The organism is Geobacillus sp. LEMMY01, assembly GCF_002042905.1.
GTDB classification, from domain to species: Bacteria; Bacillota; Bacilli; order Bacillales; family Anoxybacillaceae; genus Geobacillus; species Geobacillus proteiniphilus.
Window position 1 is genome coordinate 1 of the sequence record NZ_MVKA01000035.1, and the last position, 24,527, is coordinate 24,527.

The window sequence follows — 24,527 nt, forward strand, 5'->3', positions numbered from 1 at the left end:
GGGCAGATGTGGTGCGTCAGAATCTACCGTGTCTGCAGCGGTCATCCGGGACGCCGATCCATCGAGCGTTGTCGGCGCTTCGGGATTTTGGTTGGGTGTAAAAAAATGGAATACAATATCATCACCTCAAGATGAGGGATGAGAGTCCGAAAGCGCTTACGATATCAATTCCTGAAAATGGTTCGCTAACTAGTGATTGACAACACCCGTAGTGAACCGAAAAAATGTTCTCCACAAAGTCTTGACTGACTCGAGCGGGAATTCCAAGTTGCAGCCGGCGCGCCGTCCCGCTACAATAAAAAAGAGAACACCATCTAGATAAGGGGATGACGCCATGATTCATCACACATGGGCGACCCGGCCGACGATCAAAAAAGTAAAGTGCGTTCACACGAACGCGGAAAAGTACATGGTCAGCAATGTGTTGACGCCGGGCAAAGTATATGAAGTGAAAAGCGAAACGGACGAGTTTTATTTTGTCATCGACAACAGCGGAAAAGTCGGCGGGTTTTACAAAGATTATTTTGAGGAAGTCAAGTGATCGCGCCAATAGCCAAGAAAAAACGGATGTCCGAAACAGGGCATCCGTTTTTTCGATCAGCCGGCGGCGCTTTGTTCCGCCGTCGGCGGCCGCAACCGGCTTGCCGGCAGCGTGATCGTCAACGTCGTCCCTTTTTGTACGGCGCTTTCGATCGTCCACGTTCCTCCCATTTGTTCGATGATTTTGACGGCGACCATCGCACCAAGCCCAGTGCCTTTTTCTTTTGTGCTGAAGTATGGCTCGCCGAAGCGGCGCACTTGTTCTTTCGTCATGCCAACGCCGTTGTCGGAAATGGTGATGACGACTGATGCCCCCCGGTTCTCGGCCGCAACATGGAGCGTGCCGCCGTTCGGCATCGCCTCAATGCTGTTTTTCAACAAGTTGAGAAAACACTGTTGGAAATATTGTACGTTTCCGATGACGACACCATGTTCGAGGGAAGAGGATACATGGATCGAATGCATATGCGCCATTGGCGTAATCATTTGCAGCACTTTCTGAAGCTGGGTGGCGACATCAATCGGCTCGGTCTCTTTTGGCGCCGGTTTGGCAAACGTCAAATAGTCGCGGATGATGGCTTCCGCCCGCTCGAGTTCCTCTAAGGCGATGCGAATGTACCGCTCTTCGGTTTCGCGCGGCAGCCGACCAGTTTGCAGCAGCTGGATGAATCCTTTGACGACGGTGAGCGGGTTGCGGATTTCATGGGAAATGCTGGCTGCCATTTGGCTGACGATCTGCATTTTTTCCATCTTCATCAGCTCTGCCCGAGCGAGCTGCGCCTCATGAAGCGTCTCCATCAAATAGACAGCGAACATCATGACGAATGGCGGCATTATAATGAAATACGCGATATACGGCCTCGTTACCGGAAAATCAGCAATCATCACGGCGACAAATGTCGTCAGCACCGCGAGCAAAAACGTCAGCCAAAGCGACATAACGAGCTTGCTCGGCCGCGGCAGCTTGCGAAACAGCGGCGAGGCGGCCGCCGCTATGGCAAACATGATGGCGTAAACGATCAACGTGAGCGGCTGAAATCCGTACAAAACGGTGCGTGCCAGCATCAAGACAACAAACAGCACCGCCCCGACCGCGCCGCCGCCATACAATGTCCCAAGCAAAAACGGAATTTGCCGGAAATCATGGACGCACAGCGGATCCATGTAAATCGGAAATTTCATGCACAAAACGGCCGCCAACGCCAAGCAAGCGCCAAGCAGCGCCTGGCCATAGAGCGGGCGCTGCCGGATCGCTCGACTATGGTCATAAATAAACGAAAAGGCAAAGATCGTGACTAAAATATAAAATAAGTTGTTCAGGACGTGCTGGTTAATGTATAAACCCGCCATACGAAAAATCTCCTAACTGAATGGACCTTATCACCTTCCATTATAGCGAAAAGAGATTGAAAGAAAAATATGCATTGGCTATGTCCGATCTTTCGGCAGCCAAACCGCCAAGACGCCAAAGAGCGGCAGCACGCTGCAAAGCCCCATTCATGTGCCGAGCGACGACAAGTCGGCGATTTTGCCGAGCACGACCGCACCAAGCGCCCCCATGCCAAACGCCAGGCCGACGATGAGTCCGGACGCCAGGCCGACATGGTTCGGAAGCAGCCGGTTGCATGACAGATGATGTCATGTTCAAGGCAAAGGCGACCCAGCCGATTTGCGCATACGACAGCTCCATTGTCGAGCGCAAAATCGGAAAGAGCGCCGGGATGACCGCTTGCATCGCATCGTTCAAAAAGTGGCCGAGGCTGATGGCGAACAAAATCGGGTAGACGGTCATTCTTGCGGCGCTCGTTCGCTCTGTATGGGTGTTCATCGTTCTCCCCTGTTCAAAATATATCTAATATTCCTAATTATACTTGATCCTATTGTATTTTCAATCACCGGCCCGGTAATTCAACTTTTCTTTTCCGGATGCCCCGATCGCGAGCTTGACGCTCACGGACAGCGTGTTGTTGCCGAGCGGGATGAGGCCATTGGACTGATGTTGTTTCCAAATATCCGGCCGCTGGCGATACAGCTGCTCCGACAGATTCAATATATCGATCTGCTGCTTCTTGCCAAGTTCATACAAGCGGCGGATCTCCTGCTTCACCGTTTGTTCCGCCAGTTTGGTCAGTTGTTTTCGCGAGAGCGGTTTGCGCAGTTCGATGATGGCGCCTTGCGCCTGCACTTGGACATCAAAAGCGGGCTCTCCATCCTTCACTTTGATCGACCATTTCGTTTTCGGTTCCCGGACGACAAGAGAGGCGACCGTTTTCCCTTTTTGTTTGACATAAATCGGGGTGCGGCGAATGTCGTGTTCGAGCCAGCGAAGTCCCTCTAGATCGGAACGGCGGACACATTGCTGCAGGCTGTAATGGTGGACAAAACACACGCCGGAAACAGCGAGCATCGGTTTCGGCTTTTTATTTTCGATCCAGCGCCGGCGGTCGAGCGTTAAATAAGGAAGCCTTGCCGTATCGGCTTTTTCATCCATATCGACAATCAGCCGGCTGAGCCGGATCGGGCGGATAAACGAACTTTGTTGAAAGATTTCTTCCGGATTGGACAACAGCGAATAATACGAGGAAGCGTTCAACAACGGCGTCGCTTCAAACAGCTCGGACAGCGGCTCATCGGTGGCGTACACCCATGCTGTATGGCGAATTTCGTTGTAACGGTTCAGCACGTCGATCACATCGGCAACGATGCCTTTCTGCAAGGCCCGTTTCGTAAAGACAATGCTTTTTACATGGCCCCATGACACCCTTTGTTGAATGGAAGGATAGATTTTGTCGGTCGCGATATTAAACGTTTCGCCAGCGGCTTTGCCGATGGAAACGGCCGCTTTCTCTTTGCCGCCTCCGGCCTCGACTTTGGCGAGGGCGGTGAAACCAACCAGCTGAACGTAGGCGACCACTTGACCATCTTTATAATCCACCCCAATGGCATGAATATACACAATATGATCGATGTTGCGCGTATCCCAACAGCCGCTGAGCAAGATGACGGAAGCGATGATGGGAAAGAGCCGCTTCCTCATTTTTGTTCCCTCTCTTTCGCAATGAGATCGTTGGGACGCACAATGCGGTCGCGCGTGCGGAACTGTTTCCATGTGCTCGGGATAAATACTTTCCCGATATCTTTTGAGGGCGGCGCCAGCGGCGTCAAGTACGGAACGCCGCAGGTGCGCAAGTTGACCGCATAAGTCAAGATGAAAAACAGCGACAGAATGAAGCCAAACAGGCCAAGAACGGTGGAGGCCGTCAGGACAATAAAGCGCAGCAAGGTGACGCTGCCGGCCATGTTTTGGTTGACGAGCGTGAATGTCGAGATGACGGAAATGGCGGCGATGACGAGTGTGGCCGGGGCGGCAAGCCCCGCGTTGATCGCCGCCTGGCCGATGATTAAGCCGCCGACGACGGACAGCGTCTGCCCGATGGCGATTGGCAGACGCATCCCGGCTTCCTTAAACACCTCAAACAAAATCATCATCACAAACATCTCCAGCGGCACCGGAAGCGGCACTCCTTGGCGCGACAAAATGAGCGTCGCCAGCAAGGTGAACGGAAGCTGGTCCGGATGGAAGGAGGTCAAGGCGACCCAGGCGCCCGGCAAATAAATGGCGACCGAAGTGCCGACGAGCCGAAGCAGGCGCTGAAATACGACAAACAAGAAAAACGTGTTGTTATCTTCCGACGTGTTCAGCAAAAACGTTAAATTGCCCGGGCCGATCAAGGCGGTCGGCGCCCCGTCGACCAAGATGATAAAACGGCCGTTGAGGAGCGAATTGACGGCAAAATCGGGCCGCCCGGTATAACCGAACATCGGGAACAAAGAAAACCGGGTGTCAGACAACCACTCCTCAATTTGATTGGTGCTTGTCACCGAGTCGATGTACAAACTGAGCAGACGGCTTCTCACCTCATCGATGATGGTCGTGTTGGCAATATCATCGACATAAAGGAGCCCGACTTTTGTCTGGCTGCGCGTGCCGATGACAAACGGTTCATAGACGAGCCGGTGCGAGCGCAGCCGCTTGCGGATGAGCGCCACGTTTTTGCTGATTTCTTCAATAAATCCATCTTTGGGTCCACGGATCGATACTTCCGTGTTCGGCTCTTCCGGATCGCGGTTGGGCGGGCTGGCGAGCGGCATCGTGTACAAGACATCGGCTTCGTGAAAATAAATGAGCAAATCACCGCTAAACAGCTTGAAGTTGAGATCATCGATCCGCACTTCTTTTCCCATATACTCAAGCGCCGCCGGTTTGCGGGCCTCGATGTCGGCGGCCGAAAAGCATGGATGGTGTTCGCACAGCTCGCGGAACATCGGATAAATGGCCTTTTGCAGCATTTGCGTATCGCACAGTTCTTCACAATAAATAAACAGCAAGTGCACCACAGCCGCCGAGCCGTCAGGCAAAGAGGATGGAATCGCGGCTTCCGTCATGATGACGTCAGGGCATTTGGCGTACATCGTGCGCAACGCCTCTTCGGAGATGATGACGGTCTCGAGCCCTGTGTAATCGTCTTTCAACCGCTTGCCTTCGGCGGCGCGCATGGGTCGTTTCATCATGTCATCCCTCTTTTCTTTTTTCGGTATGCCAACAAAGCGAAACCACTTAACACAACGGACAGCGCAAGACTAAACAGCAGCGATGCCGGCAGCACCCCATGTTTGACAAAATGCAAAAACTGTTCATCGCTGACCGGCGCCAGCGCCGCCAATGTGATCGCCAAGTAGAGGACAATGAGCACCCAACGGCGGGTTTGCGGATGGCGGATCGGAAACAATTCCACAATCAGCGCTGTCGATAAGGAGATGCGGATAAAGGCGCCGGACAGCCATTGATAGACCGACAGAAAGTCCACATGCTCAATGTACGTCCCTAAACTGACCATCCGCCATTGCTCAAACGCCGGATAGCGAAGGCGCGTCGCCTGCTCGGGGCCAAATTCGGTGATGGCGCCAATCGTCGGCCCGATGCTCAGCCCGGCTGTGAAAACAGCGATGGCGGCAAGCGCCTTCCATGAAAATGGGCGAGGCAGGCGATGGGAGAGAAACAATAGAACGATCACTTCCACATATCCCGCTCCGGCGTACATCATGCCGTTGAGCACAGGTCCAACACCATGTTCAAGCGTTGGTCTGAGCAGTGAATAATCTTTATGAGGCGTGGTCGAGAGCATAACGAAAAAACCAAACACGATGACGAACGGGCAAATGATCATGGAAGTGTTGGCAATCGAGTCGATGCCTTGGTACGAGTTATAAAAACAAACGGCCACGATGACCAAAATCAGCGCCCATCTCGGCGTCGCCGTCAAATAAGAGGTGGTGGTAAACGTGACCGTATCGTTTAACGTGACAAAACTATGAAGAAGCAAGAATGCGCTGCTGACACCGGCCATCGCATAAGCAGCCGCGCTCGAAAATCGGGCCTTGAGCCAGTCAAACAGCCGCTCGCCGTTCAGTTGTCGGATGGTGAAATAAAGCAGCGGCAGCCAGAGGAGCAAACCTCCCAACGCTCCCAAGGCGGCGATCCACGCATCGCGGTGGGCGGCCTCAAGCATAAAGGGGATGATGATGACATGATTCATCAGCCCGACCGACAGCATGACCATGAATAATAGTTGCAGGACGCTAAGCGGCTGTCCGTTCATCATGGATCCCTTTCTTTCCATGCAATCTCTAGAACGATAGTGTTTCCAGTCTAGGGTAATTTATCCGCGCAAACGGCAAACCAACAGCGAAACTTCTCAGGCGGCAGGGGGCACAATACAGGGAAGAAAGGGCGAACATCAACGGCATGCAAGGGGGGCGCAGCATGAAATGGCTTCATTTGACGATCGGCGTGAAGATTTCCGTCTGCCACCCCACCCGGTGTATGTCCCGGTGACGCTGATCCGGGATGGCCAGCTGTTGGCAGACGAATTAGCGGAGCTTGGGAAAACGGAGCAATGGCTGGCCGCCAAACTGCAAAAACAAGGAATTGCCTCGCCAAAAGACGTGTTGATCGCCGAGTGGCTCGAAGGAGATGGGCTGTTTGTTCAGACGTATCAGCCCGCCGAGCGGCAACGGTCAACGCGGCGGCCGACGGCGTCGGAATGAGAGGAAGAAAGAATCCAGGGATGGATTCTTTCTTTATTTTGGAAAAAACTCTTGCCTTTCTTCTGTTTTATGTGTACTATTAGTTATAGTACGGTTGTGACAATGAGAGGAGGAGGGGAGATGTTTGAGCTTGATATCCGCAGTCGCCAGCCGATTTACGAACAACTGATTGACAAAATGAAAGAAATGATCGTCCGCGAACTATGGCAGCCGCACGATCAGCTGCCATCGGTCAGGACGATGGCGAAACAGCTGATGGTGAATCCGAACACGATTCAAAAAGCGTACCGCGAACTGGAACGCGACGGCTGGATTTATTCGATTCCAGGGAAAGGCAGCTTCGTTGCCCCGCGCTCGAAAGAACCAAACATCGAGGCGATCGCTGCGGTCCGTGAGCAGCTTGTCCGCCTTGTCAAGGAAGCACGGTTTTTAGGGGTGACAAATGAGCAGTTATGGCAATGGGTTCGAGAAGGAGAGAAAGAGGGGGAGAATCGTGATTCAACTTGTGGACGTGACGAAAATGTTTGATCGATTTGCCGCTGTCAAGGGCGCGAACATGATGGTGCCAAAAGGATCGATTTACGGGCTGCTCGGCCCGAACGGCGCCGGGAAAACGACGCTGCTAAAGATGATGGCCGGCATTCTCCGCCAAGATCGCGGAACGATTACAGTGGACGGGGAGGATGTGTGGGAAAATGTCCGGGTGAAGCAACGCCTTTTGTTTTTGCCGGACTTTGTCTACTTTTTTCCGCACGCGACGATTCGGCAAATGGCGGATTTTTACGAGCAACTGTACCCGTCGTTCAGCCGCGGGCGGTTTACAGAATTGCGGTCCGCTTTTTCGCTTGATGTTGATCAAAAAATTCAGCAGTTTTCCAAAGGCATGCAGCGCCAAGCGGCGTTTTGGCTCGCCTTTTCCGTCCAGCCGGATGTGCTCATTATGGATGAGCCGCTTGATGGGCTCGATGCATTCGTCCGCCGTCATGTGAAGCAGCTGCTCATAGAAGAAGTGGCCGAACGGGAGATGACGGTCGTCATTTCGTCGCACAATTTGCGCGAGCTCGAAGATTTATGCGACATCGTCGGATTGATGGCGCAAGGGACCGTACGGATGGAGCGCGATTTAAACGAGCTGCGCGCCGGGATGCATAAAATTCAAGTCGCGTTTCGCGGCGGATTTCCGAGCGAGTTGGCCGAACGCCTTGACATCGTGCATCGCGAGGAGCGCGGCAGCATCGTTCTTCTTGTCGTCCGCGGCGAGAAACGATCCATCGAAGAGACGGTGAGTTCGTTTGCTCCGCTCATTCTTGACGTCTTGCCGTTGTCGTTGGAAGAAATTTTTGTGTATGAAATGGGGGATGTTGTCGATGTCCGCGAAACGGTTGTCGGCTAACCGCGCCATGTGGACGCAAAATGTTCGCCAAATCGGCTGGATTGCCATCATTCATCTGCTGTTATGGCTGGCGGCGATCGTATTGCCGATTGGGCTTTCGTACTCGCAATATGATCCAAAAGTCGGAAATGTGCCGCAATGGAAGAACGTATACTATATATCCAACGGGTTCGAGACGTTGATTGCTTGGCTTGTCCCGATCTTGGCGGCGGCCGGTGTGCTTCGCTACATGCACGAGAAACGGTCGGCTGATTTCATCCATAGCTTGCCAATCCGCCGCACCGAACTGCTTGTGGGGCAAGTGCTATTTGGCTGGATGCTTTTAATTGTGCCGCTTGCCGTGACCGCGTTGGCCGCCATTGGATGCCTGTATGGGCTCGATCTCCCGTGGCCGATTGGGGCGGCGGATGTAGGGCGCTGGTTCGGTGAGACGCTGGTGATGGAAACGGTTATTTTTGCTTTTAGCATCGTTATGGGGGTGCTTGTCGGCCAATCGGTGCTTCATATTGTGTTGACAAACATTTTTCTCGTTTTTCCGGCCGGCATCATGGTCCTTATGTTTAGCAACTTGTCGCTATTATTATACGGATTTCCGGATATGTACTATTTATCAAGCGAACTGGAACAGTGGGTGATGCCGATTCGTTATGCGATGCTGACGGATCAAGCGATGAGTGCGGGAGAAATCGGGATGTTGCTGCTGTTGTCGCTTCTATTTTTCAGTTTGTCCATTTGGCTGTACGAGCGGCGGCCGACGGAAGCGGCCGGGCAGGCGCTCGCCTTTTCAGTGCTTCGCCCGCTGTTTGTGTATGGAGTGGCATTTTGTTCTTGGCTTGTTGGCGGTTTCTATTTCGGAAACGTAGAAAGCAAGTGGAACTGGACGATATTCGGCTATATCAGCTTTTCCTTGATCGGGTATGCCATTGCCCAGATGGTGATTGCGAAAACGTGGCGCGTCTTTCACCGTTGGAAAGGATATATCGCGTTTGCGGGAGCGATGGGGGTCATCTGCCTGCTTGTTCATTTCGATCCCCTCGGTTACGAACAGCGCGTGCCGGCGCTGGCGGACATCAAACAAGTATATTTCGGCCAATCGGCCATGAATTTTGAACATCCTGAAATGATAGGCCGCTCATTTGAAGAGGTTGACCAGTTTTTGCGCAGCCAAGAAAACATCAAGGCAGTAAGGGCGTTCCATGAGCAGCTTGTGCACGATCAGCCGTCGCCGCCTCGGTTTGCCAACATCCGGACAGTTGTGATCGGCTATGTGCTAAAAGACGGCACGCGCCTCCTCCGCCGCTACGTAGTGCCGATTGAACCGTACATGCCGTATTTTCAGCGCATCATGGGCTCAAAAGAATATAAGCAGCAATATTATTTGCTGCTTCGCCCAAGCGGCTATGCGCCGATCCGTCAGGTGACGATCCGAAATGTGGAAACCGGGCGGGCAGAGGTTGTGCTTGCCGAGCCGAAGGAGATTGAGTCGTTTGTCCAGGCGCTCAAACAAGATTTGTGGAATGAGCCGGTGGAGGACATCATCGGCGGGGGGAGCACATGGCAGGGGAATATTGAATTGCTGCAAAGCGACGGCGATTCGTTTACCGTTCCCTTGTCTTCACACAGCACCCATGTTCGCGAGTGGTTGCAACAACAGCATCATTGGGAGCAAATACAGAAAAGGTAACGCCCGATGAAGAGAAAAGGTGTCCCGTTGCTTTTGGGGCACCTTCCTCTTTTTGCCCCCGGCTGTTGGTCAAGACGTTTTGTTTTTTCGTTTCCACATCCAAACGTTCAATAGATCGAGCAACAGCAAAAAAATGAACAAGGATAAAATAAATAGTTCCGGCGTTTCCATTACCCGAAAGGGATTCAGCACGATATGCAACGATTGATGCAAGGTCATCCCCATCAACTGATCCATGCTTACCATCGTTCCTATGGCGAGCAAGGCAAACATCAGCCAAACAACAATTAGTTTCATGGCGTTCCACCTGCTGTTTTTCTTTAGTTTTTTCTATTGATCCAAAAGCGATTCACGGGCGTATGTCCTCCCGATTTCGTGTCCATAATGAGGGATAAAAAGGAAGCGGAGTGAGGAGGAAAAACATGCTGTTTCAATGGGGAATGGGCCGACAAAAAAAGCAGATCAATGACGGGGTGAAACAAGAAGGACCGGACCATAGCGGCGAGGCGGCGGACGTCCCGCAAGAGCCGATGTCAGCTGAATTAGCCGTCAACCTTGACATCATCCGCCAAACGACTGGACAAAGCAGCGATGTCGTCATCCGTCGGTTTTCGCTGGGCCAAGAGAGGCAAATCAAAGCAGCCATCGTCTTTGTGGATGGCCTTGTTGACGAAAAACATGTGTACGAGTTTTTGCTGACGCCGCTGCTGGAGGCGTCATTTCCACTGTCATTAACAGAAAAAGAATGGTTTCCGTGGATCGAACAAAAGTTGGCCGCGGTGGGCGGTGTGAAGCATGTCGTCGATTGGGAACACCTGTTTTTGGAGCTGTTTTCCGGAGAGACCATCATCTTGTTGGACGGGGTGCCGTCCGCTGTCAGCGCCAGCACCAAAGGCGGCCAATATCGTTCGATCGAGGAACCGCAGACGCAAATCGCCGTCCGCGGGCCGCGCGAGGGATTTACGGAGTCGTTGCGCGCGAACACCGCGATGATCCGCCGCCGCATTAAAAATCCCAATCTTTGGATGGAAACGATGCAAATCGGCACCGTGACGCAAACGGATGTCGCGATCATGTACATCAAAGGCATTGCCAATGACGAGGTTATCGAGGAAGTGAGAGCGCGCCTGCGCCGCATTGATACGGACAGCGTGCTTGAGTCCGGTTATATTGAACAATTAATCGAAGATCAAACGTTTACGACGTTTCCGACGATCTATCATACCGAGCGTCCCGATGTGGTAGCCGCCAACCTGTTGGAAGGACGGATAGCGATTTTTATTGATGGGACGCCGTTTATCTTGATCGTGCCGGCTTTGTTTATCCAATTTTTTCAAGCGGTAGAGGATTATTATGCCCGTTTTGATATCGCCACTGCTCTTCGCTTTTTGCGCGTATTGATTTTTTTTCTCTCGCTCGTTGCGCCGGCCATTTATATAGCGGCGACGACGTTTCACCAAGAAATGATCCCAACTCAGCTTGTCATCGCCATTGCCGCCCAGCGTGAGGCCGTACCGTTTCCTGGTTTTGTCGAGGCGTTGATGATGGAAGTGACATTTGAGATTTTGCGTGAAGCGGGGATTCGGCTGCCGCGTGCAGTCGGACAGGCGGTGTCGATTGTTGGCGCCTTGGTCATCGGGCAGGCGGCAGTGGAAGCTGGGTTCGTTTCCTCGGCGATGGTGATCGTCGTTTCGATCACGGCGATCGCCAGCTTTGCGACGCCGTCGTTTGCCATCGCCATTTCAGCCCGTCTCATCCGCTTTGGGTTGATGTTTTTAGCAGCGATGTTCGGGTTTTACGGCATCATGATGGGGTTGTTGGTCATGATTCTCCATTTATGCAGCTTGCGTTCGTTTGGGGTGCCATACATGTCGCCGCTCGCTCCGTTCACCCCATCTAATATGGGCGATACCCTGTTTCGAATCCCGACATGGATGTACCGCGAGCGGCCGCGCCTGATTAACCAGAAAAATATCATTCGCCAATCAGGGGGTCAGAAACCGCAGCCTCCGGCACCAACACGCCGGGAAAAGGAGGATGGATCATGAAACGATCTATCGCCATGTTTGTGTCCTTTTTTGTTTGTGCGCTGTTGCTGGCTGGTTGTTGGAGTAAAAAGGAGCTTCCTGACTTAGCGTTTGTCATTGCCGTTGGCCTTGATAAAACAGAAGACGGCAGATATTTGGCCTCGTTTCAAGTCGTCAACCCGGGCAACGTCGCCGGCGCGACCCAGCGTGGCGGCGGGGCGGCCGGCGTGCCCGTTTCCATGTATACGTCGACCGGAGACACGTTGGTCGAGGCAAGCCGAAAAGCCTCGAAGAAGTTGTCACGCATTCTGTATTATGGCCATACGAACTTGGTGGTCATCGGCGAAGAGGTGGCGCGTGAGGGGTTGAATGGGGTATTCGATGCGATGGAACGGAACAACCAGTTTCGCACGACCTCACGGCTGGTTGTTGCCCGTGGCCATTCGGCGAAAGATGTGCTAGCTGTGTTGACACCGATTGATAAAATTTCCGCCAACCAAATTATTAAGACGTTGGAGTTTTCCGAGATGGCCTGGGGGCAGACAATCAACACCGATGTCTGGTGGGCGATTCGTAGCTTGTCTGGAGCCGGAAGAAATCCGGTGATGACCGGTATTACCATTGAAGGGGATCCCCAGCGCGGCAAACGGCAAACCAACGTCCAGACATCGGTCCCGAACGTCCGAATCAGTTTGGACGGATTGGCATTATTTAAAAAAGATCACCTTGTTCGCTGGGTGAGCGGGTCGACATCAAGGGGCGTGCTTTGGGTGCTGGATCGAATTAAACAAACGAATATCACGATCCCCTGGAATGGAAAAAAAGAAGCGATTGGCTATCGAACCGTGCGGGTGAAAACAGAAGTCAAGCCCCAATGGAAAAAGGGAAGGCCATCGATTTTGGTTCACATTCAAACGGAAGGAGATATCAGTGAAGCATACGTTCCGATTCGTTTGGATGACTACCGGCAATTGTTCCAATTGGAAAAGGCCATTGGCCGGGATATTGAACGGGAAGTGAAACAGGCGATTGAAACGGCCCAGTATGAAAAAACTGATGTTTTTGGTTTTGGCGAGGCGGTGCATCGCGCCCACCCCCGCCTGTGGAAAAGAATCAAAAAAGAGTGGGATGACCGCTATTTCCCTCATCTTCAGGTGACAGTGAAAGTGGATGCTTACATTCGGCGCACGGGATTGCGGAATACGCCATACATCAAATAAGCGTTTTCGGCTCAAAAAACTTGGATACGGTGGAGTGAGGAGCGATGGAGCGAGATGGAACATAGTAAAATCAATATGCGCCAGCTGTTTGTCCTGATTGTGTTGTTTGAGCATGGCAGTGCGATCGTCATTCCGCTCGGCGTCAGCGCCAAGCAAGATGTGTGGATCACCATTTTGCTCGGTCTGGCGCTTGGGCTGTTGCTGTTTTTGGTTTACGAGCGTTTGTTTCATTATTACCCCGATCAGCCGCTGACTTCCTATGTGACACATATCGTCGGCAAGCCGCTCGGCAAGTTGTTGGCGGTTCTCTATATTACCTATTTTTTCTATATCGCCGCCCGTGTGTTGCGTGATTTTGGCGAACTGTTGCTCACGTTTGCCTATCCGGAAACACCGCTGTTTGTTTTGAATGCCCTTATGGCTATGACGGTCATGTACAGCGCCTATAAAGGCATCGAAGTATTGGCGCGCACCGGCGAACTGCTTTATACGTTATTGCAAATACTGGCGGTTGTTGGATTCATCTTAGTTATCGCTTCCGGAGTTGTTGATCTCACCCAGCTCCAACCGGTATTAGAGGAAGGGTGGAAACGGGTGTGGAAAACGGTGTTCACGGAAACGTTGTACGTGCCGTTTGGCGAAATGATCGTGTTTACCATGCTGTTTCCATACTTGAATCGTCCGGAAAAAGCGCGGCGGGCCGCCGTTGCCGGGATGGTGTTGACCGGGATCAACCTGGCGATCATTATGGCCGTTAATACGGCCGTCTTGGGAGCTGATGCGGTGTCACGTTCATCGTTTCCGTTGCTCGATACGATCCGCCGCATTCAAGTCGCTCACTTTTTAGAGCGGCTTGATGTCTTTTTTATGGTCGCTCTAGTGATCGGGGGGTTTTTCAAAGTCTCCATCTTTTTTTATGCCGGCGTCGTGGGGGTGGCTCATGTATTCGGGTTTTCGAACCACCAGCGGCTTGTTTATCCGTTTGGGGCGCTTGTCTTATTGTGGTCCGTGGCGATGGCAAGCAACTATGTGGAGCATATTCATGAAGGATTAAAGATTGTCACGTTCTATCTGCACATCCCGCTGCAAATCATCATTCCGGTGCTCTTGCTTGTGATTGCGGCGATTCGCCGGCGGTTTGGATCATCGGCAAAATAAGAAAAACGGACTAGAAGATTTATGCGGCAGCAAGCAGGAAAAACCGCAAAAAAACACGAATACAACAATAACCTGTTCCTACGAGGAACAATGGGGCGAAAAGTGGTGCTGAACATGCAACCCGAAGGCGGGGTGGAAACAACCCGGCGCCGATGCGCGTTTTTGTTTCGGGAAGCCGGTGTCAGCTGAAGGCTATTGATTTTGATTATAACGAAAAAGGGTTGAACGATGGTGAAGGCGAATGTACAGGCGATCGATCAGCTAGACGCGGAACAGTTGGGCAGCGGCATGGTGATTACCGACCGTCAACTTTCGATTGTTGCGGTCAGCGAACCGACGCCAAGATGGCTCGGATTTGCCAAAAACGAATTAGTCGGGCGGCCGGTCGGCGTTCTGTTTTCAGCCGAATGGTCGGCCGCGTTGTTGGACGGCATCGCCGAGGCGGTAAAAAAGGACGGATGTTGGCAAGGAGAAGCGCGCCATGTGGCGAAAAGCGGGAAAGCATACATGAGCTGGATGAACGTCTATCGGTTGTCAGGCAGCGAGGGAGAATGGCTCGTTTGGCATTTTGTTGAACAAACCGCTATGCCTCCGGCTGATCGACCGACGCCGTCTGAGTTGCTTGAGGTCATTTACGATTCCGCCCCGTTCGCTGTTGTTCCGGTGGCGGCGGACGGAACCGTGCAAGATTGGGGGCTTAGTGCAGAGCGGCTGTTTGGGCGCCGAAAAGAAGAGGCGGTCGGCCGCCCGATATGGTCGCTCTTTCGTTGCGGCAGCCAAACATGGCTTCCGTTTCCTCCCAAAGAGCAGCGATGCGGCGAAGGGATGGTGCAGCGCCGGGACGGCACGTCCGCCAATGTCGCCTATACGGTCATTCCCGTGCTTCAGGCGGACGGATATATCGTCCTTGTCGAAGATGAGACGAAGCAAAAGCAAAAAGAGGCTGAGCGGCGGCGCCAGATCGAGCTGGCGAAAAAAATTCAGCACAACTTGTTGACGCCGCTCATTCAAAACGAGGCGGTGACGATGGATGCTGTGTATATTCCGTCCGATGACCTGTCGGGCGATATTTACGCTTGCTATCAAATCGATTTATACCGCTACGGGGTCATCGTCATCGACGTGATGGGCCACGGCATTTCGTCGGCTTTGGTGAGCATGCTGCTCCGTTCGCTTTTGCGCGGGTTGATCGTGCGCGTCATCGATCCGGTCTCAGTGGCGAGCGAGCTGGAAAAGCATGTGCAAACGTTGTTTCCTGATGAGGCAAACGACATCCGTCACCTGTTTTCTATGATTTATTTAGTGATTGACACGAAAGAGCGAAAAATTGAATATACCAACGCCGGCCATCCGGCTGGGCTGCTCGTTTTTGACGACGGAAGCGTCCACGAGTTGGACAAAGGCGGTTTGGCGATCGGCAGCCCGTTTTCCTTGCCGTTTGAAAAAGAGGTGATTCATTACGACAAGCGGGCCCGTCTTCTTTTGTATACAGACGGTATTTTAGAGGAGATCGACCCATCGATTTTGCAAAGCATTGAAAAAATTCGCTCATGCACGCAAATGTGCCGCCATTTGCCGGATAAACGCTTCCTCGAACGTTTAATCAGCCAAGGTCCGCCGCTCGTCAGCCCTTCCGACGACATTTGCTTATTGTCCATCACTGTTCATGGATAGGCGGGACGCTTTGTGGTGTGTGAATGGATCGTGCGCTGCCGGGCGGACGAGGAAGCGGTTTTGGTTTGCCATCTCCTTGCAGAGCAGGCTGCTTCGTTGTTTGCTGTCCGTGATGCGGAATTGTTTGTGTTGGCGGTGCATGAAGCGGTCGTCAATGCTGTCAAAGCTGTTCAACGGGCGGGGATGGAGGCGGGGACGATTTCGCTCTCCTTTTTCGTCACAAGCGCTGATGTAGCCGTGGCGGTTGAGGATGAGGGCGGCGGCGTTCCGGTGGAAGTGATCGAGCAGCTCGATCAAATGACGCTCTCCGATGTATTGCTCGCCGAATCGGGGCGAGGGCTCTTGCTCATCCGCGAGATTATGGATGACGTTATGTGGGTTGAGCGGAAGGGCGGCCGGTGGATGCTTGTCATGAAAATGAGTCGGAACGCGACATAGCGGGCTTTGGTGCAATGACGCACTCATGTGATCGGAACGAATGCGGGTGGTGGCGGGGACAGGGCATGGCTGGTCAACGATAGGGGGATACAATGAAACAGCATCGGTTGTCGTTTGAATTGGAAACAGTTGTAGAACGCGCATACGAATGCATCAAGCTAACCGGACGGCTCGCCTACGATACACAGCTCGCGGCGGAACAAAAGCTGGCGACGGCGGTGGCTGCCGTCAAGCACCGCCTTGTCGTCGTCGACGTGAGCGGCCTTCAATTTTTGGACAGCACTGGATTAGCGCTCCTTGTCCGCTTTTTTAAGCAAATCGTCAGCGCCGGCCGCGCCATGGCCATCGTCGTCCGGGATAACGCCGCTATAGAAAAGATTTTGCTGATAGCCAAGCTCGACCGGCTGTTGCCGATCGTTGACGATGAACAACAGCTGTTGTCCCTTGCACCGCCAAGCTCTTTCGACCATATGAGCCAAGAGGCGTTGTATTCGGCCTGGCGTCGGTGCGAATTGTAGATGGCATGGTGCGCTGCCATCATGACAACAGATCGTTGTTCTCGTATCGCCGTCAATAGCCCCCGAGCGACGCACGTTCGCCCGGGGGCTTTGCCCGTCTTGGCCGGGAGCATCACCAATCAATGCATAACCATTGTCAAATCAATCTTTCGGGTTTAGAATGAAATCAAATAGGTGATGACGGGCGGCTCGGCGCCGCAGTGGCAACGGAGAGGAGAGTGTCGCAAACATGCGGCGGGTGCTTATCTATTTGCGGCCATACCGGAAGTGGATGGCGTTAGCTTGGTTGTTTATGTTGATCGAGCTCATCATCGAGCTTTGGCAGCCGCTGTTGATGGGGAAAATCATCGACGATGGCGTCATGAAACAGGATGTTGCGGCCATTTTCACGTGGGGAGCAGTGATGCTCGGGGCGTCGCTGTTAGCGTTTGCCTCGGGCATCGCCAACTCATTTGCCGCTGCCTACGTCGGTCAGGAGTACGGATTTGCGCTGCGGACGGCGCTGTTTGCCAAAATCCAATCGTTTTCACTTGCGCGCATCGAACAGCTGTCGCCGGCCTCGCTCATCACCCGGATGACGAACGATGTGACCCAAGTGCAAAACATGTTGTTTATGAGTTTGCGCATCGCCTTTCGTGCACCGCTTCTGGTCGTCTTTGGCGTCGCGATGGCGTTTGTTGTTCATGCGCGCCTAGCATTCGTTTTGGCGGTGGCCGTTCCGCTGTCCGCCGCTTTTTTATTGTGGATTGTGCAAAGGGCGGCGGCGTCCTTTTCCGCCGTCCAACGAGCGCTTGATCGCGTCAACGGCGTGATGCGCGAAAATTTGGCCGGCATGCGCCTCATCAAAGCGTGGATGAGAAAAGAATACGAGCAAGAGCGATTTATGGCGGCGAACGATGCGCTCATGGAGCGGACGATGGGCGTGCTGCGCCTCATCGAGACGATCACCCCGGTGTTGTTGGTTTTGATGAACACGGCCATTCTCGCTCTGCTGTTTTTCGGCCGCCTGGATGTTGAGTCCGGGACGGCGAGCGCCGGGCAAGTCGTCGCCGTCGTCAACTACGCGACGCGGGCGACGGCGGCGTTGTCGATGTTTACGTTTATTACCATGGCGTTCTCGCGGGCGCGCGCCTCGGCCGCCCGCCTCGCTGAACTGCTTGAGGTGCCGGAAGAGCGAAGCGGGGAGCACAGAGCCGATGGACCGATCGTCCGGCGCGGGGAAATTCGCTTTGAGCACGTTTCGTTCCGCTATCCAGACAGCGAACATGACGCGCTTTCTGACGTATCGTTTGTCATCCGCGCGCAAGAAACGGCGGCTATTTTAGGGGCGACTGGTTCCGGCAAATCGACGCTTCTTCAGCTCATCCCCCGGCTGTATGAACCAGGCGCCGGGCGAGTGTTGATCGACGGCATCGACGTGCGCGAGTTTTCTGTCGAACAACTGCGAATGTATGTTCGATTTGTTCCGCAGGAAGTGCTGCTATTTTCCGGAACGGTCGCCGACAACCTCCGCTTCGGCAAGATGACAGCGACGATGGAAGAGATCGTGCAGGCGGCTCGTGATGCGCAAATTCATGAAACAATCACTCGGTTTCCGGATGGATACGACGCACTGATCGGCCAAAAGGGCGTCAATTTATCAGGCGGGCAAAAGCAGCGGCTGTCAATCGCCCGCGCCTTGGTTGGGCAACCGCGCATTTTGCTTTTGGATGACAGCACAAGCGCGCTCGATGCAGAGACGGAAGCAAAGCTGCTCGCAGCGTTGCGGCGGTATGCGTGCACGACGGTGATGGTGACGCAAAAGGTGAGCACAGCGATGGCGGCGGATACGATTTTGCTTTTGGAAGACGGCCGCCTGATCGCGCAAGGAAGCCATGAACAATTGTTGGCGGAAAGCGAGTTATACCGTCGCATTGTCGCGACGCAGGAAGGAAAGAAGGGACCAATGGATGTCACTACGGCATAGTCCTCACGGAGCGCGCTTCGGGGCGAACCAGCGGGCAAAAAACAGCGTCGGCACCTTGCGGCGGCTCTGGGCATTTATCGCTCCGCAAAAGCGAAAGCTGTTTGCGGCTATGGCCATGGTTGTCGCCAGCTCAGCGCTGGCGCTCGCCGGCCCGTACGTCATCGGCTGGGCGGTCGATGTGTACATCGTCGAGCGGAGGACGGACGGTTTTTTAGCGACGCTCGTTTTGCTTCTTGCCATTTATATTGCCCTTGGCGCGGCGACGTTTTTGCAAAACTATTGGATGATCGATGTCGGCCAGCGGACGGTGCATGCGATCAGAGAGCGGTTGTTTCGCCATTTTCATGAGCTGCCGATTTCGTTTTTTGACCGCCGCCAGCAAGGGGAGCTGATGAGCCGGATTACAAATGACATCGACAATATGAGCCAGACATTTAACAGTACTGTTGTCCAGGTCGTCTCGAGCACGTTGACTTTGATGGGCGCTATAGTGGTAATGCTTTCACAGAGCGTTGTGTTGACGATCGTAACGCTTGTTGTCGTGCCGCTGATGTATGTGGGCATGCGCTGGATCACAAACCGGACGCGGGTGCGTTTCCGTGAGCAGCAACGGGCGCTCGGTGAGATGAACGGCTTTATCGAAGAGGTCATTTCCGGACAGAAAGTCGTGAAGCTGTTTTCCCAAGAAGAGCGGATGGAGTCTGAATTGGCGCGCAAAAACGCCGAGCTGAAACAAGCCGGGTTTTGGGCGCAAACGTATTCCGGCTTCATCCCGAAGCTGATGAACTTTTTAAACAACGTAAGCTTCGCCCTTATCGCTGGCGTCGGCGGATGGCTGGCGGCCAAAGGAGCGATATCGGTCGGGACGATCGTCGTGTTTGTCGAATACGCCCGCCAGTTTACCCGACCGCTTAACGACTTGGCCAACCAATGGAATACACTGCTGTCGGCGTTGGCTGGCGCTGAGCGGGTGTTGGAAATTTTGGATTTGCCGAAAGAAGAGGAAGACGAGCGGGAAGCGGCGGTCTTGGACCGGCTTGATGGACGCATCGAGTTTCGTCAAGTCGTCTTTTCCTACGACAAACAGCGCCCGGCGCTCGACGGCGTCACCTTTTCCGTCGCCCCGGGGGAGACGGTCGCGCTTGTCGGCCCAACTGGAGCCGGCAAAACGACCGTATTGCAGCTGTTGACCCGCTTTTACGATCCAGATCGAGGAGTGATTTTGATTGACGGGCGCGACAGCCGGACGATCAAGCGGGCGAGTTTGCGCCGGCATATGGCGTTTGTGCTTCAAGATACGTTTTTGTTCGCCGGAACGATCCGCGACAACATTCGTTACGGCCGGCTTGAGGCGACCGATGAAGAAGTCGAGGAGGCGGCGCGCCAGGCGAACGCCCACTCCTTTATTATGAAGCTGCCGGACGGCTATGACACCGTTTTGGCCCCAGGAGGCGGCGGAATCAGCCAAGGGCAGCGGCAGCTGTTGGCCATCGCTCGGGCGATGATCGCCGACCCGTCCATTTTGATTTTGGACGAAGCGACGAGCAACATCGATACGGTGACCGAAGTGCGCATTCAAGAAGCGCTCGCGCGGCTCATGAACGGCCGGACGTGCTTTGTCATTGCCCATCGGTTGAACACGATTCAACATGCCGACCGCATCCTTGTGCTCAACGAAGGCAAAGTGATCGAGCAAGGGACGCATGAAGAGCTGCTGGTTGCAAAAGGATTTTATTTCCAATTGTATCAGCGCTATTGGTTGCGCAGTGTGCATGTGGCCCGATGAGGAGTGGGCCTGCGCGGCGACGTCGCTCTTCCGCTGAACCGAACCGAAAACGAGCGCCCCGATCGTTGAACAAAGCCATGTGTCGCGAGGGTCGACGATCAGGGCGTCTTTCTATCGCTGTGTGAAACGCCGGCTTGTGTCGGGCGTGTCTTGCCAACATAGGCTTAAGGACGCGTTCGCTCGGAGAGGCGCTTTTGAAACGCTTCGCGCCAGCTTGCGGATAAGGCCGGATGGCTGGCGATTTGCTTCATGGCGGTGGTGTTGTCGCGCTCGTGATAGTAAATGTGATTGATATACGCGATGGATAGCGCCCACGCGCCCTGCTCGACGAGAACGAGTGGCGCGCCTGGAGCGACGACGCCCTCTTTGAGAACGCGAAAGTAAAACCCGCTTTTTCCTGTCTGGCAGACGGCTTTCGGCAAATCGGGCAGCTGATGTTTGAAGGCCAATTTGGAGCACGGCTGGCGCGGCTGTGACACTTGTACGAGCGCCGTGCCGGCGGCATAAATGTCGCCAAGACACACATCGTCTTCCGTCAAACCGAGAAGCGTCCAGTTTTCTCCAAACGCCCCCGCCGTAAACGGGCGGCCGTATCGCTCTTCCCAATAGACGAAATGCTCGGACGGATAGGCGCAAATCGCTTTATCTTCTCCTCCGTGATGGACGAGGTCGGCTTGTCCATCTCCAGCCAAGTTTTGTTTGCCGACCGCAACGGGATGAGTGACCGGCGTTTTGTCAATGCCGGTTGTGATCCGCTGGCCGCCGATGTGGATCGTTTTCGGCTTCCCGACATTAATGGAGAGAATCTGCATCGCGTTCACCCCCATACAGCGTCGGCGATGAGCCGGAAACTCGCGAGTTTATCTTTGAAGTCGTATGTAATCGTCACGAGCATGATTTCCTCTGTTTCATACTCTTCGCTCAGCCGATACAGCTCGTCTTTGACGCGCGCTGGACTGCCGACGATCATCCGCTTCCGGTTGTCCTCAATCCGTTTGCGTTCATACGGGCTGTATGGGTAGGCGGCTGCTTTTTCTGGGCTCGGCGTACCGTTGACGGCCATCCCTTGCTCGATCATGAGCAGCGTCAAGTCAAGGCTTCCCGCGATCCATTCCGCTTTTTCATCCGTTTCGGCGCAAATGGCAAATACAGCCACGAGTGTACGCGGCTCGTTCAAAAGCGGCGATGGGGTAAACCGGTCGCGATACAGCCGCATGTACTCTTCGCCGCCTTCGCCGTTAATAAATTGCGCGAAGGCGTACGGCAGACCTTTTTCCGCCGCCAGCTTCGCTGTTTCCGAACTGGAGCCGAGCAGCCACACGTCCGGAGGCGATTGCACAATCGGAGTCGCCTTGACGCCATAAAGCGGGTGGACGGGCGGAAGCGCATCGTGCAAATACCCAAGCAAGTCATCGATTTGTTCCGGATAGCGGTCCGCTGAACGCGGCCGGGCGTCTTGGAGCGCCATCGTCGCCCGCGGCATGCCGCCAGGCGCGCGGCCGATGCCGAGATCGACGCGGCCGGGGGCTAGACCAGCCAACACGCGGAAGTTTTCTGCCACTTTATAGGCACTGTAGTGCGGCAACATCACCCCGCCTGAGCCGATGCGAATGCGCGACGTTTTCGCCCCGATGTGTCCAAGCAGCACTTCTGGAGACGAGCCGGCGAGGCTGTTCGCGTCGTGATGTTCGGACACCCAAAAACGCTTGTAGCCGAGCTCTTCGACAAACTGGGCGAGCCGGACCGTGTTTTCAAGCGCTTCTTCCGCGGTCATGCCTTCGGCGATTGGCGATTGATCAAGAACGCTGAGCTTTAGCGGCATGATCATTTCTCCTCCCTCTAGAAATGTTGATTGTATCAAGGCTTTCTTTTCCTTGCGGTTGAACGCTCTCCCACCTACGCTCACGCGTGGAAGTGGGGGTCTTCTCGGCGCGAGATGATAAAAATGGTTAGTTCTTATTATGGGATGTTTCGTTTCTTGTTGTCCATTGATTTGCTTTTGCCATCCGACGGCAGCCAGCCAAAAAAACAGTCCGCCGTTTCAGCCGGCGGATGGCGGCAGACGCCGAAAGAGGATGACATTCTACAAGCGGATCGGGTTTTTTGGTTCAGCGGCTTGGCGGTCGATTTTTTGGCTGCGCCCCCGCCCGGAAAAGAACGAGAAAAACAGTTGTTTGACGCTGTCAACGATAAAGGAGCATCGTTCATACAGCGCTTCTTTTAAGCTATCGAGCTGGCGGGTCACTTTGTATTGCGCCGCCTCTTGCGCTTCAAGCCGCTCGATGACTGTCTGGTGAAAGACGTGCTGCAACTCGAGCTGTTCCACTAATTTTTGGTACAGTTTTTCTTGCCCTTCCAGGCGGGCGGCCATTCCTTCGGTTGTTTGTTCCCGCTCAGTCGATTGCCGCTCAAGCCGGTGCATCGCTTCACTTTGCACCATCAACGCTTCGATGACCGCTTGGCGCGCTGTTTCTTCTTTTGCGAACTGCTCCTCCCATGCGCGCCGCTGTTCGTGCTCCATCTGCTCGTGGGCGTTGACCGATCGTTCAAGGCGGGCCAGCGTTTCGGCGAGCTCCGCTTGCTCTCGTTGTCCGGCAGCGAGCAATTGCTCGAGCCGGGCGAACGCTGCTGCCCATTGCTTGCTTTGCTCCGCCTGCAGGTTTTGCCCGGCATTAGAGGCATCAATGAAGCGCGAAACGGTTTCAGTTAGTTCGCGATACAGTTCCGTTTGCTCGGTTTGGCTTGCCGCCACCATCCCCTTGAGGCCGTCCAGCGCCTTGACGAGACGCCCGCTATGCTCGGCTTGTTCCGTTTGCCCGGCGGCAAGCGAACGCTCAAGCCGAGTCAAGGCATCGGCGATTTTCTCACGATCATCGGCTTGCTGCTTTCGTCCTTCCTCCACCGCCAGCTTGAGGCGAAGGAACGCCTCGGCCAACTGTTCAAGCAGCTGGGTTTGCTCTTCAATCATTTGTTCCGTTTTGGCGCGTCGGTAATAAAACACCGAATGCGAGGAGGGAGGCGGAGTTGCACCGTACACGCGCGGGGTCATCTGTTTGTTCATGTAAATCAATGGGAAAAGCCTCCTTTCCGTTCGTCTATGTGGCATCATATGCCGCTGCCGCTCGGTCGGTTTGGGCGGTTTATTTGTGGCGTTCCGCTCTCTTTTGGTATAATAGAAAGAGAAAAAATGGAAGAAAGGGTGTTAGGTATGCCAGCTGTCGAATCGAATATGTTTCCGCTTGGCAAACAAGCGCCCCCGTTTGCCCTCACGAATGTCATCGATGGCAACGTCGTTCGTCTTGAGGATGTGAAATCGGACGCAGCGACTGTCATTATGTTCATTTGCAATCATTGCCCGTTTGTAAAGCATGTACAGCACGAGCTTGTTCGCCTAGCAAACGATTATATGCCCAAAGGGGTGTCGTTTGTCGCCATCAACTCCAACGATGCTGAACAATATCCGGAAGATTCGCCCGAAAACATGAAAAAAGTGGCTAAAGAGCTTGGCTACCCGTTCCCATACTTGTATGACGAAACGCAAGAAGTGGCGAAGGCGTACGACGCCGCCTGCACCCCGGATTTTTATATTTTCGACCGTGAGCTGAAATGCGTTTACCGCGGCCAGCTTGATGATTCGCGGCCGAACAACGGCATTCCGGTGACCGGGGAATCGATCCGCGCCGCGCTGGATGCTTTGTTGGAGGGCCGTCCGGTGCCGGAAAAGCAAAAGCCGAGCATCGGCTGCAGCATTAAATGGAAGCCATCCGCGTAAACTGTTGCTTGACTTCTCGTTGTCGAACGGATATGATGAAGAAAGCGTCATTCGTTTGCTGCGGGATCATCGCAAGCCGTGCCGTTGCCGCTCATGGAGCTGGCGCGGCTTTTTCGTTGTCCGCTGTCCGCTTGACAAATTCACACTGGCGCCGCCACGGAGCGGCAAGGATGGATGAGAGGCAGGGCTTCCATTGTTTTTGTTTTCTTCTTCAAGTTTTCATAATCTATGTTATGTAAACAA

23 protein-coding genes and 1 pseudogene are annotated in these 24,527 nt (G+C 53.9%); 15 read left to right on the forward strand and 9 right to left on the reverse strand.

The genetic code is table 11. The annotated features are described in order from the left end of the window. Both B1A75_RS19500 and B1A75_RS15430 read left to right on the forward strand, forming a co-directional pair. Positions 1-101: UPF0236 family protein (locus B1A75_RS19500; RefSeq protein ID WP_139761746.1), on the forward strand; the 101-nt coding region annotated here is incomplete at its 5' end. A 233-nt stretch (positions 102-334) separates the two neighbouring features. Next, complete coding sequence (locus B1A75_RS15430) at positions 335-541, forward strand: DUF6501 family protein (protein ID WP_011231108.1); 207 nt, start codon at positions 335-337, stop codon at positions 539-541. Positions 542-597: 56 nt separating this feature from the next. On the opposite strand, the gene B1A75_RS15435 is transcribed toward B1A75_RS15430, so the two are convergent. The 5 genes and pseudogenes from B1A75_RS15435 to B1A75_RS15455 form a co-directional block, all read right to left on the reverse strand. After that, positions 598-1,890 carry a sensor histidine kinase gene (locus B1A75_RS15435; protein WP_079936465.1) on the reverse strand — a complete coding sequence of 431 codons (1,293 nt, stop codon included), beginning with the start codon at positions 1,888-1,890 and terminating at the stop codon, positions 598-600. 268 nt (positions 1,891-2,158) lie between these two features. Next, positions 2,159-2,368 (reverse strand): annotated as a pseudogene (locus B1A75_RS20365) (hypothetical protein); the annotation flags it as partial. A gap of 60 nt (positions 2,369-2,428) precedes the next feature. Beyond that, positions 2,429-3,577, reverse strand: a complete 1,149-nt coding sequence (locus tag B1A75_RS15445) for a Ger(x)C family spore germination protein (protein WP_079936466.1) — start codon at positions 3,575-3,577, stop codon at positions 2,429-2,431. Then, positions 3,574-5,109, reverse strand: coding sequence for a spore germination protein (locus B1A75_RS15450; protein WP_042379518.1), 1,536 nt, complete (start codon positions 5,107-5,109; stop codon positions 3,574-3,576). Before B1A75_RS15450 ends, B1A75_RS15445 begins: the two co-directional genes overlap by 4 nt. Continuing rightward, positions 5,109-6,200 (reverse strand): GerAB/ArcD/ProY family transporter, encoded by a 1,092-nt coding sequence (locus B1A75_RS15455; RefSeq protein WP_042379468.1) that lies wholly within the window; start codon positions 6,198-6,200, stop codon positions 5,109-5,111. Before B1A75_RS15455 ends, B1A75_RS15450 begins: the two co-directional genes overlap by 1 nt. A 169-nt stretch (positions 6,201-6,369) precedes the next feature. Between B1A75_RS15455 and B1A75_RS15460 the strand changes: the two genes are divergently transcribed. From B1A75_RS15460 to B1A75_RS15475, 4 genes are all read left to right on the forward strand, one after another. Beyond that, a complete protein-coding gene (locus tag B1A75_RS15460; RefSeq protein WP_014195736.1) occupies positions 6,370-6,648 on the forward strand; it encodes a YetF domain-containing protein in 279 nt (92 codons plus the stop codon). A gap of 120 nt (positions 6,649-6,768) precedes the next feature. Further along, complete coding sequence (locus B1A75_RS15465; protein WP_015374759.1) at positions 6,769-7,176, forward strand: GntR family transcriptional regulator; 408 nt, start codon at positions 6,769-6,771, stop codon at positions 7,174-7,176. Beyond that, the gene (locus B1A75_RS15470; RefSeq protein ID WP_014195739.1) at positions 7,142-8,041 is read left to right on the forward strand and encodes an ABC transporter ATP-binding protein; all 900 of its coding nucleotides are present in this window, start codon (positions 7,142-7,144) and stop codon (positions 8,039-8,041) included. Before B1A75_RS15465 ends, B1A75_RS15470 begins: the two co-directional genes overlap by 35 nt. Continuing rightward, positions 8,016-9,725 (forward strand): ABC transporter permease, encoded by a 1,710-nt coding sequence (locus B1A75_RS15475; protein ID WP_023634244.1) that lies wholly within the window; start codon positions 8,016-8,018, stop codon positions 9,723-9,725. The genes B1A75_RS15470 and B1A75_RS15475 overlap by 26 nt, the downstream gene beginning before the upstream one ends. 69 nt (positions 9,726-9,794) lie before the next feature. On the opposite strand, the gene B1A75_RS15480 is transcribed toward B1A75_RS15475, so the two are convergent. Further along, positions 9,795-10,022: a YczF family membrane protein gene (locus B1A75_RS15480; protein WP_014195741.1), complete on the reverse strand. Its 228-nt coding sequence runs from the start codon at positions 10,020-10,022 to the stop codon at positions 9,795-9,797. A gap of 125 nt (positions 10,023-10,147) precedes the next feature. Here B1A75_RS15480 and B1A75_RS15485 point away from each other — a divergent pair, with 125 nt between their 5' ends. The 8 genes from B1A75_RS15485 (at position 10,148) to B1A75_RS15520 (ending at position 20,512) form a co-directional block, all read left to right on the forward strand. Then, positions 10,148-11,773: a spore germination protein gene (locus B1A75_RS15485; RefSeq protein WP_023634245.1), complete on the forward strand. Its 1,626-nt coding sequence runs from the start codon at positions 10,148-10,150 to the stop codon at positions 11,771-11,773. Then, on the forward strand, positions 11,770-12,972 hold the full coding sequence (locus tag B1A75_RS15490; protein ID WP_014195743.1) for a Ger(x)C family spore germination protein: 1,203 nt from the start codon (positions 11,770-11,772) through the stop codon (positions 12,970-12,972). Before B1A75_RS15485 ends, B1A75_RS15490 begins: the two co-directional genes overlap by 4 nt. 54 nt (positions 12,973-13,026) lie before the next feature. Further along, positions 13,027-14,130: a GerAB/ArcD/ProY family transporter gene (locus B1A75_RS15495; RefSeq protein WP_079936468.1), complete on the forward strand. Its 1,104-nt coding sequence runs from the start codon at positions 13,027-13,029 to the stop codon at positions 14,128-14,130. Positions 14,131-14,358: 228 nt separating this feature from the next. After that, entirely contained in the window at positions 14,359-15,804 is a 1,446-nt protein-coding gene (locus tag B1A75_RS15500; RefSeq protein ID WP_079936469.1) for a SpoIIE family protein phosphatase, read from the forward strand. A 12-nt stretch (positions 15,805-15,816) separates the two neighbouring features. Next, positions 15,817-16,242, forward strand: a complete 426-nt coding sequence (locus B1A75_RS15505; RefSeq protein WP_074043252.1) for an ATP-binding protein — start codon at positions 15,817-15,819, stop codon at positions 16,240-16,242. 92 nt (positions 16,243-16,334) lie between these two features. Then, entirely contained in the window at positions 16,335-16,760 is a 426-nt protein-coding gene (locus tag B1A75_RS15510; protein ID WP_079936470.1) for an STAS domain-containing protein, read from the forward strand. A 229-nt stretch (positions 16,761-16,989) separates the two neighbouring features. Continuing rightward, a complete protein-coding gene (locus B1A75_RS15515) occupies positions 16,990-18,726 on the forward strand; it encodes an ABC transporter ATP-binding protein (protein ID WP_074043254.1) in 1,737 nt (578 codons plus the stop codon). Then, complete coding sequence (locus B1A75_RS15520; protein ID WP_074043255.1) at positions 18,710-20,512, forward strand: ABC transporter ATP-binding protein; 1,803 nt, start codon at positions 18,710-18,712, stop codon at positions 20,510-20,512. The genes B1A75_RS15515 and B1A75_RS15520 overlap by 17 nt, the downstream gene beginning before the upstream one ends. Before the next feature lie 164 nt (positions 20,513-20,676). Here B1A75_RS15520 and B1A75_RS15525 read toward each other — a convergent pair whose 3' ends face one another. The 3 genes from B1A75_RS15525 to B1A75_RS15535 form a co-directional block, all read right to left on the reverse strand. Continuing rightward, positions 20,677-21,324: an MOSC domain-containing protein gene (locus B1A75_RS15525; RefSeq protein WP_079936471.1), complete on the reverse strand. Its 648-nt coding sequence runs from the start codon at positions 21,322-21,324 to the stop codon at positions 20,677-20,679. Positions 21,325-21,329: 5 nt separating this feature from the next. Beyond that, positions 21,330-22,334, reverse strand: a complete 1,005-nt coding sequence (locus tag B1A75_RS15530; protein ID WP_074043257.1) for an LLM class flavin-dependent oxidoreductase — start codon at positions 22,332-22,334, stop codon at positions 21,330-21,332. A gap of 261 nt (positions 22,335-22,595) precedes the next feature. Next, complete coding sequence (locus tag B1A75_RS15535; RefSeq protein WP_079936472.1) at positions 22,596-23,582, reverse strand: coiled-coil domain-containing protein; 987 nt, start codon at positions 23,580-23,582, stop codon at positions 22,596-22,598. Positions 23,583-23,720: 138 nt separating this feature from the next. On the opposite strand from B1A75_RS15535, the gene B1A75_RS15540 reads away from it, so the two are divergent. Continuing rightward, a complete protein-coding gene (locus B1A75_RS15540; protein WP_021322406.1) occupies positions 23,721-24,284 on the forward strand; it encodes a thioredoxin family protein in 564 nt (187 codons plus the stop codon). Positions 24,285-24,527: the final 243 nt, after the last annotated feature.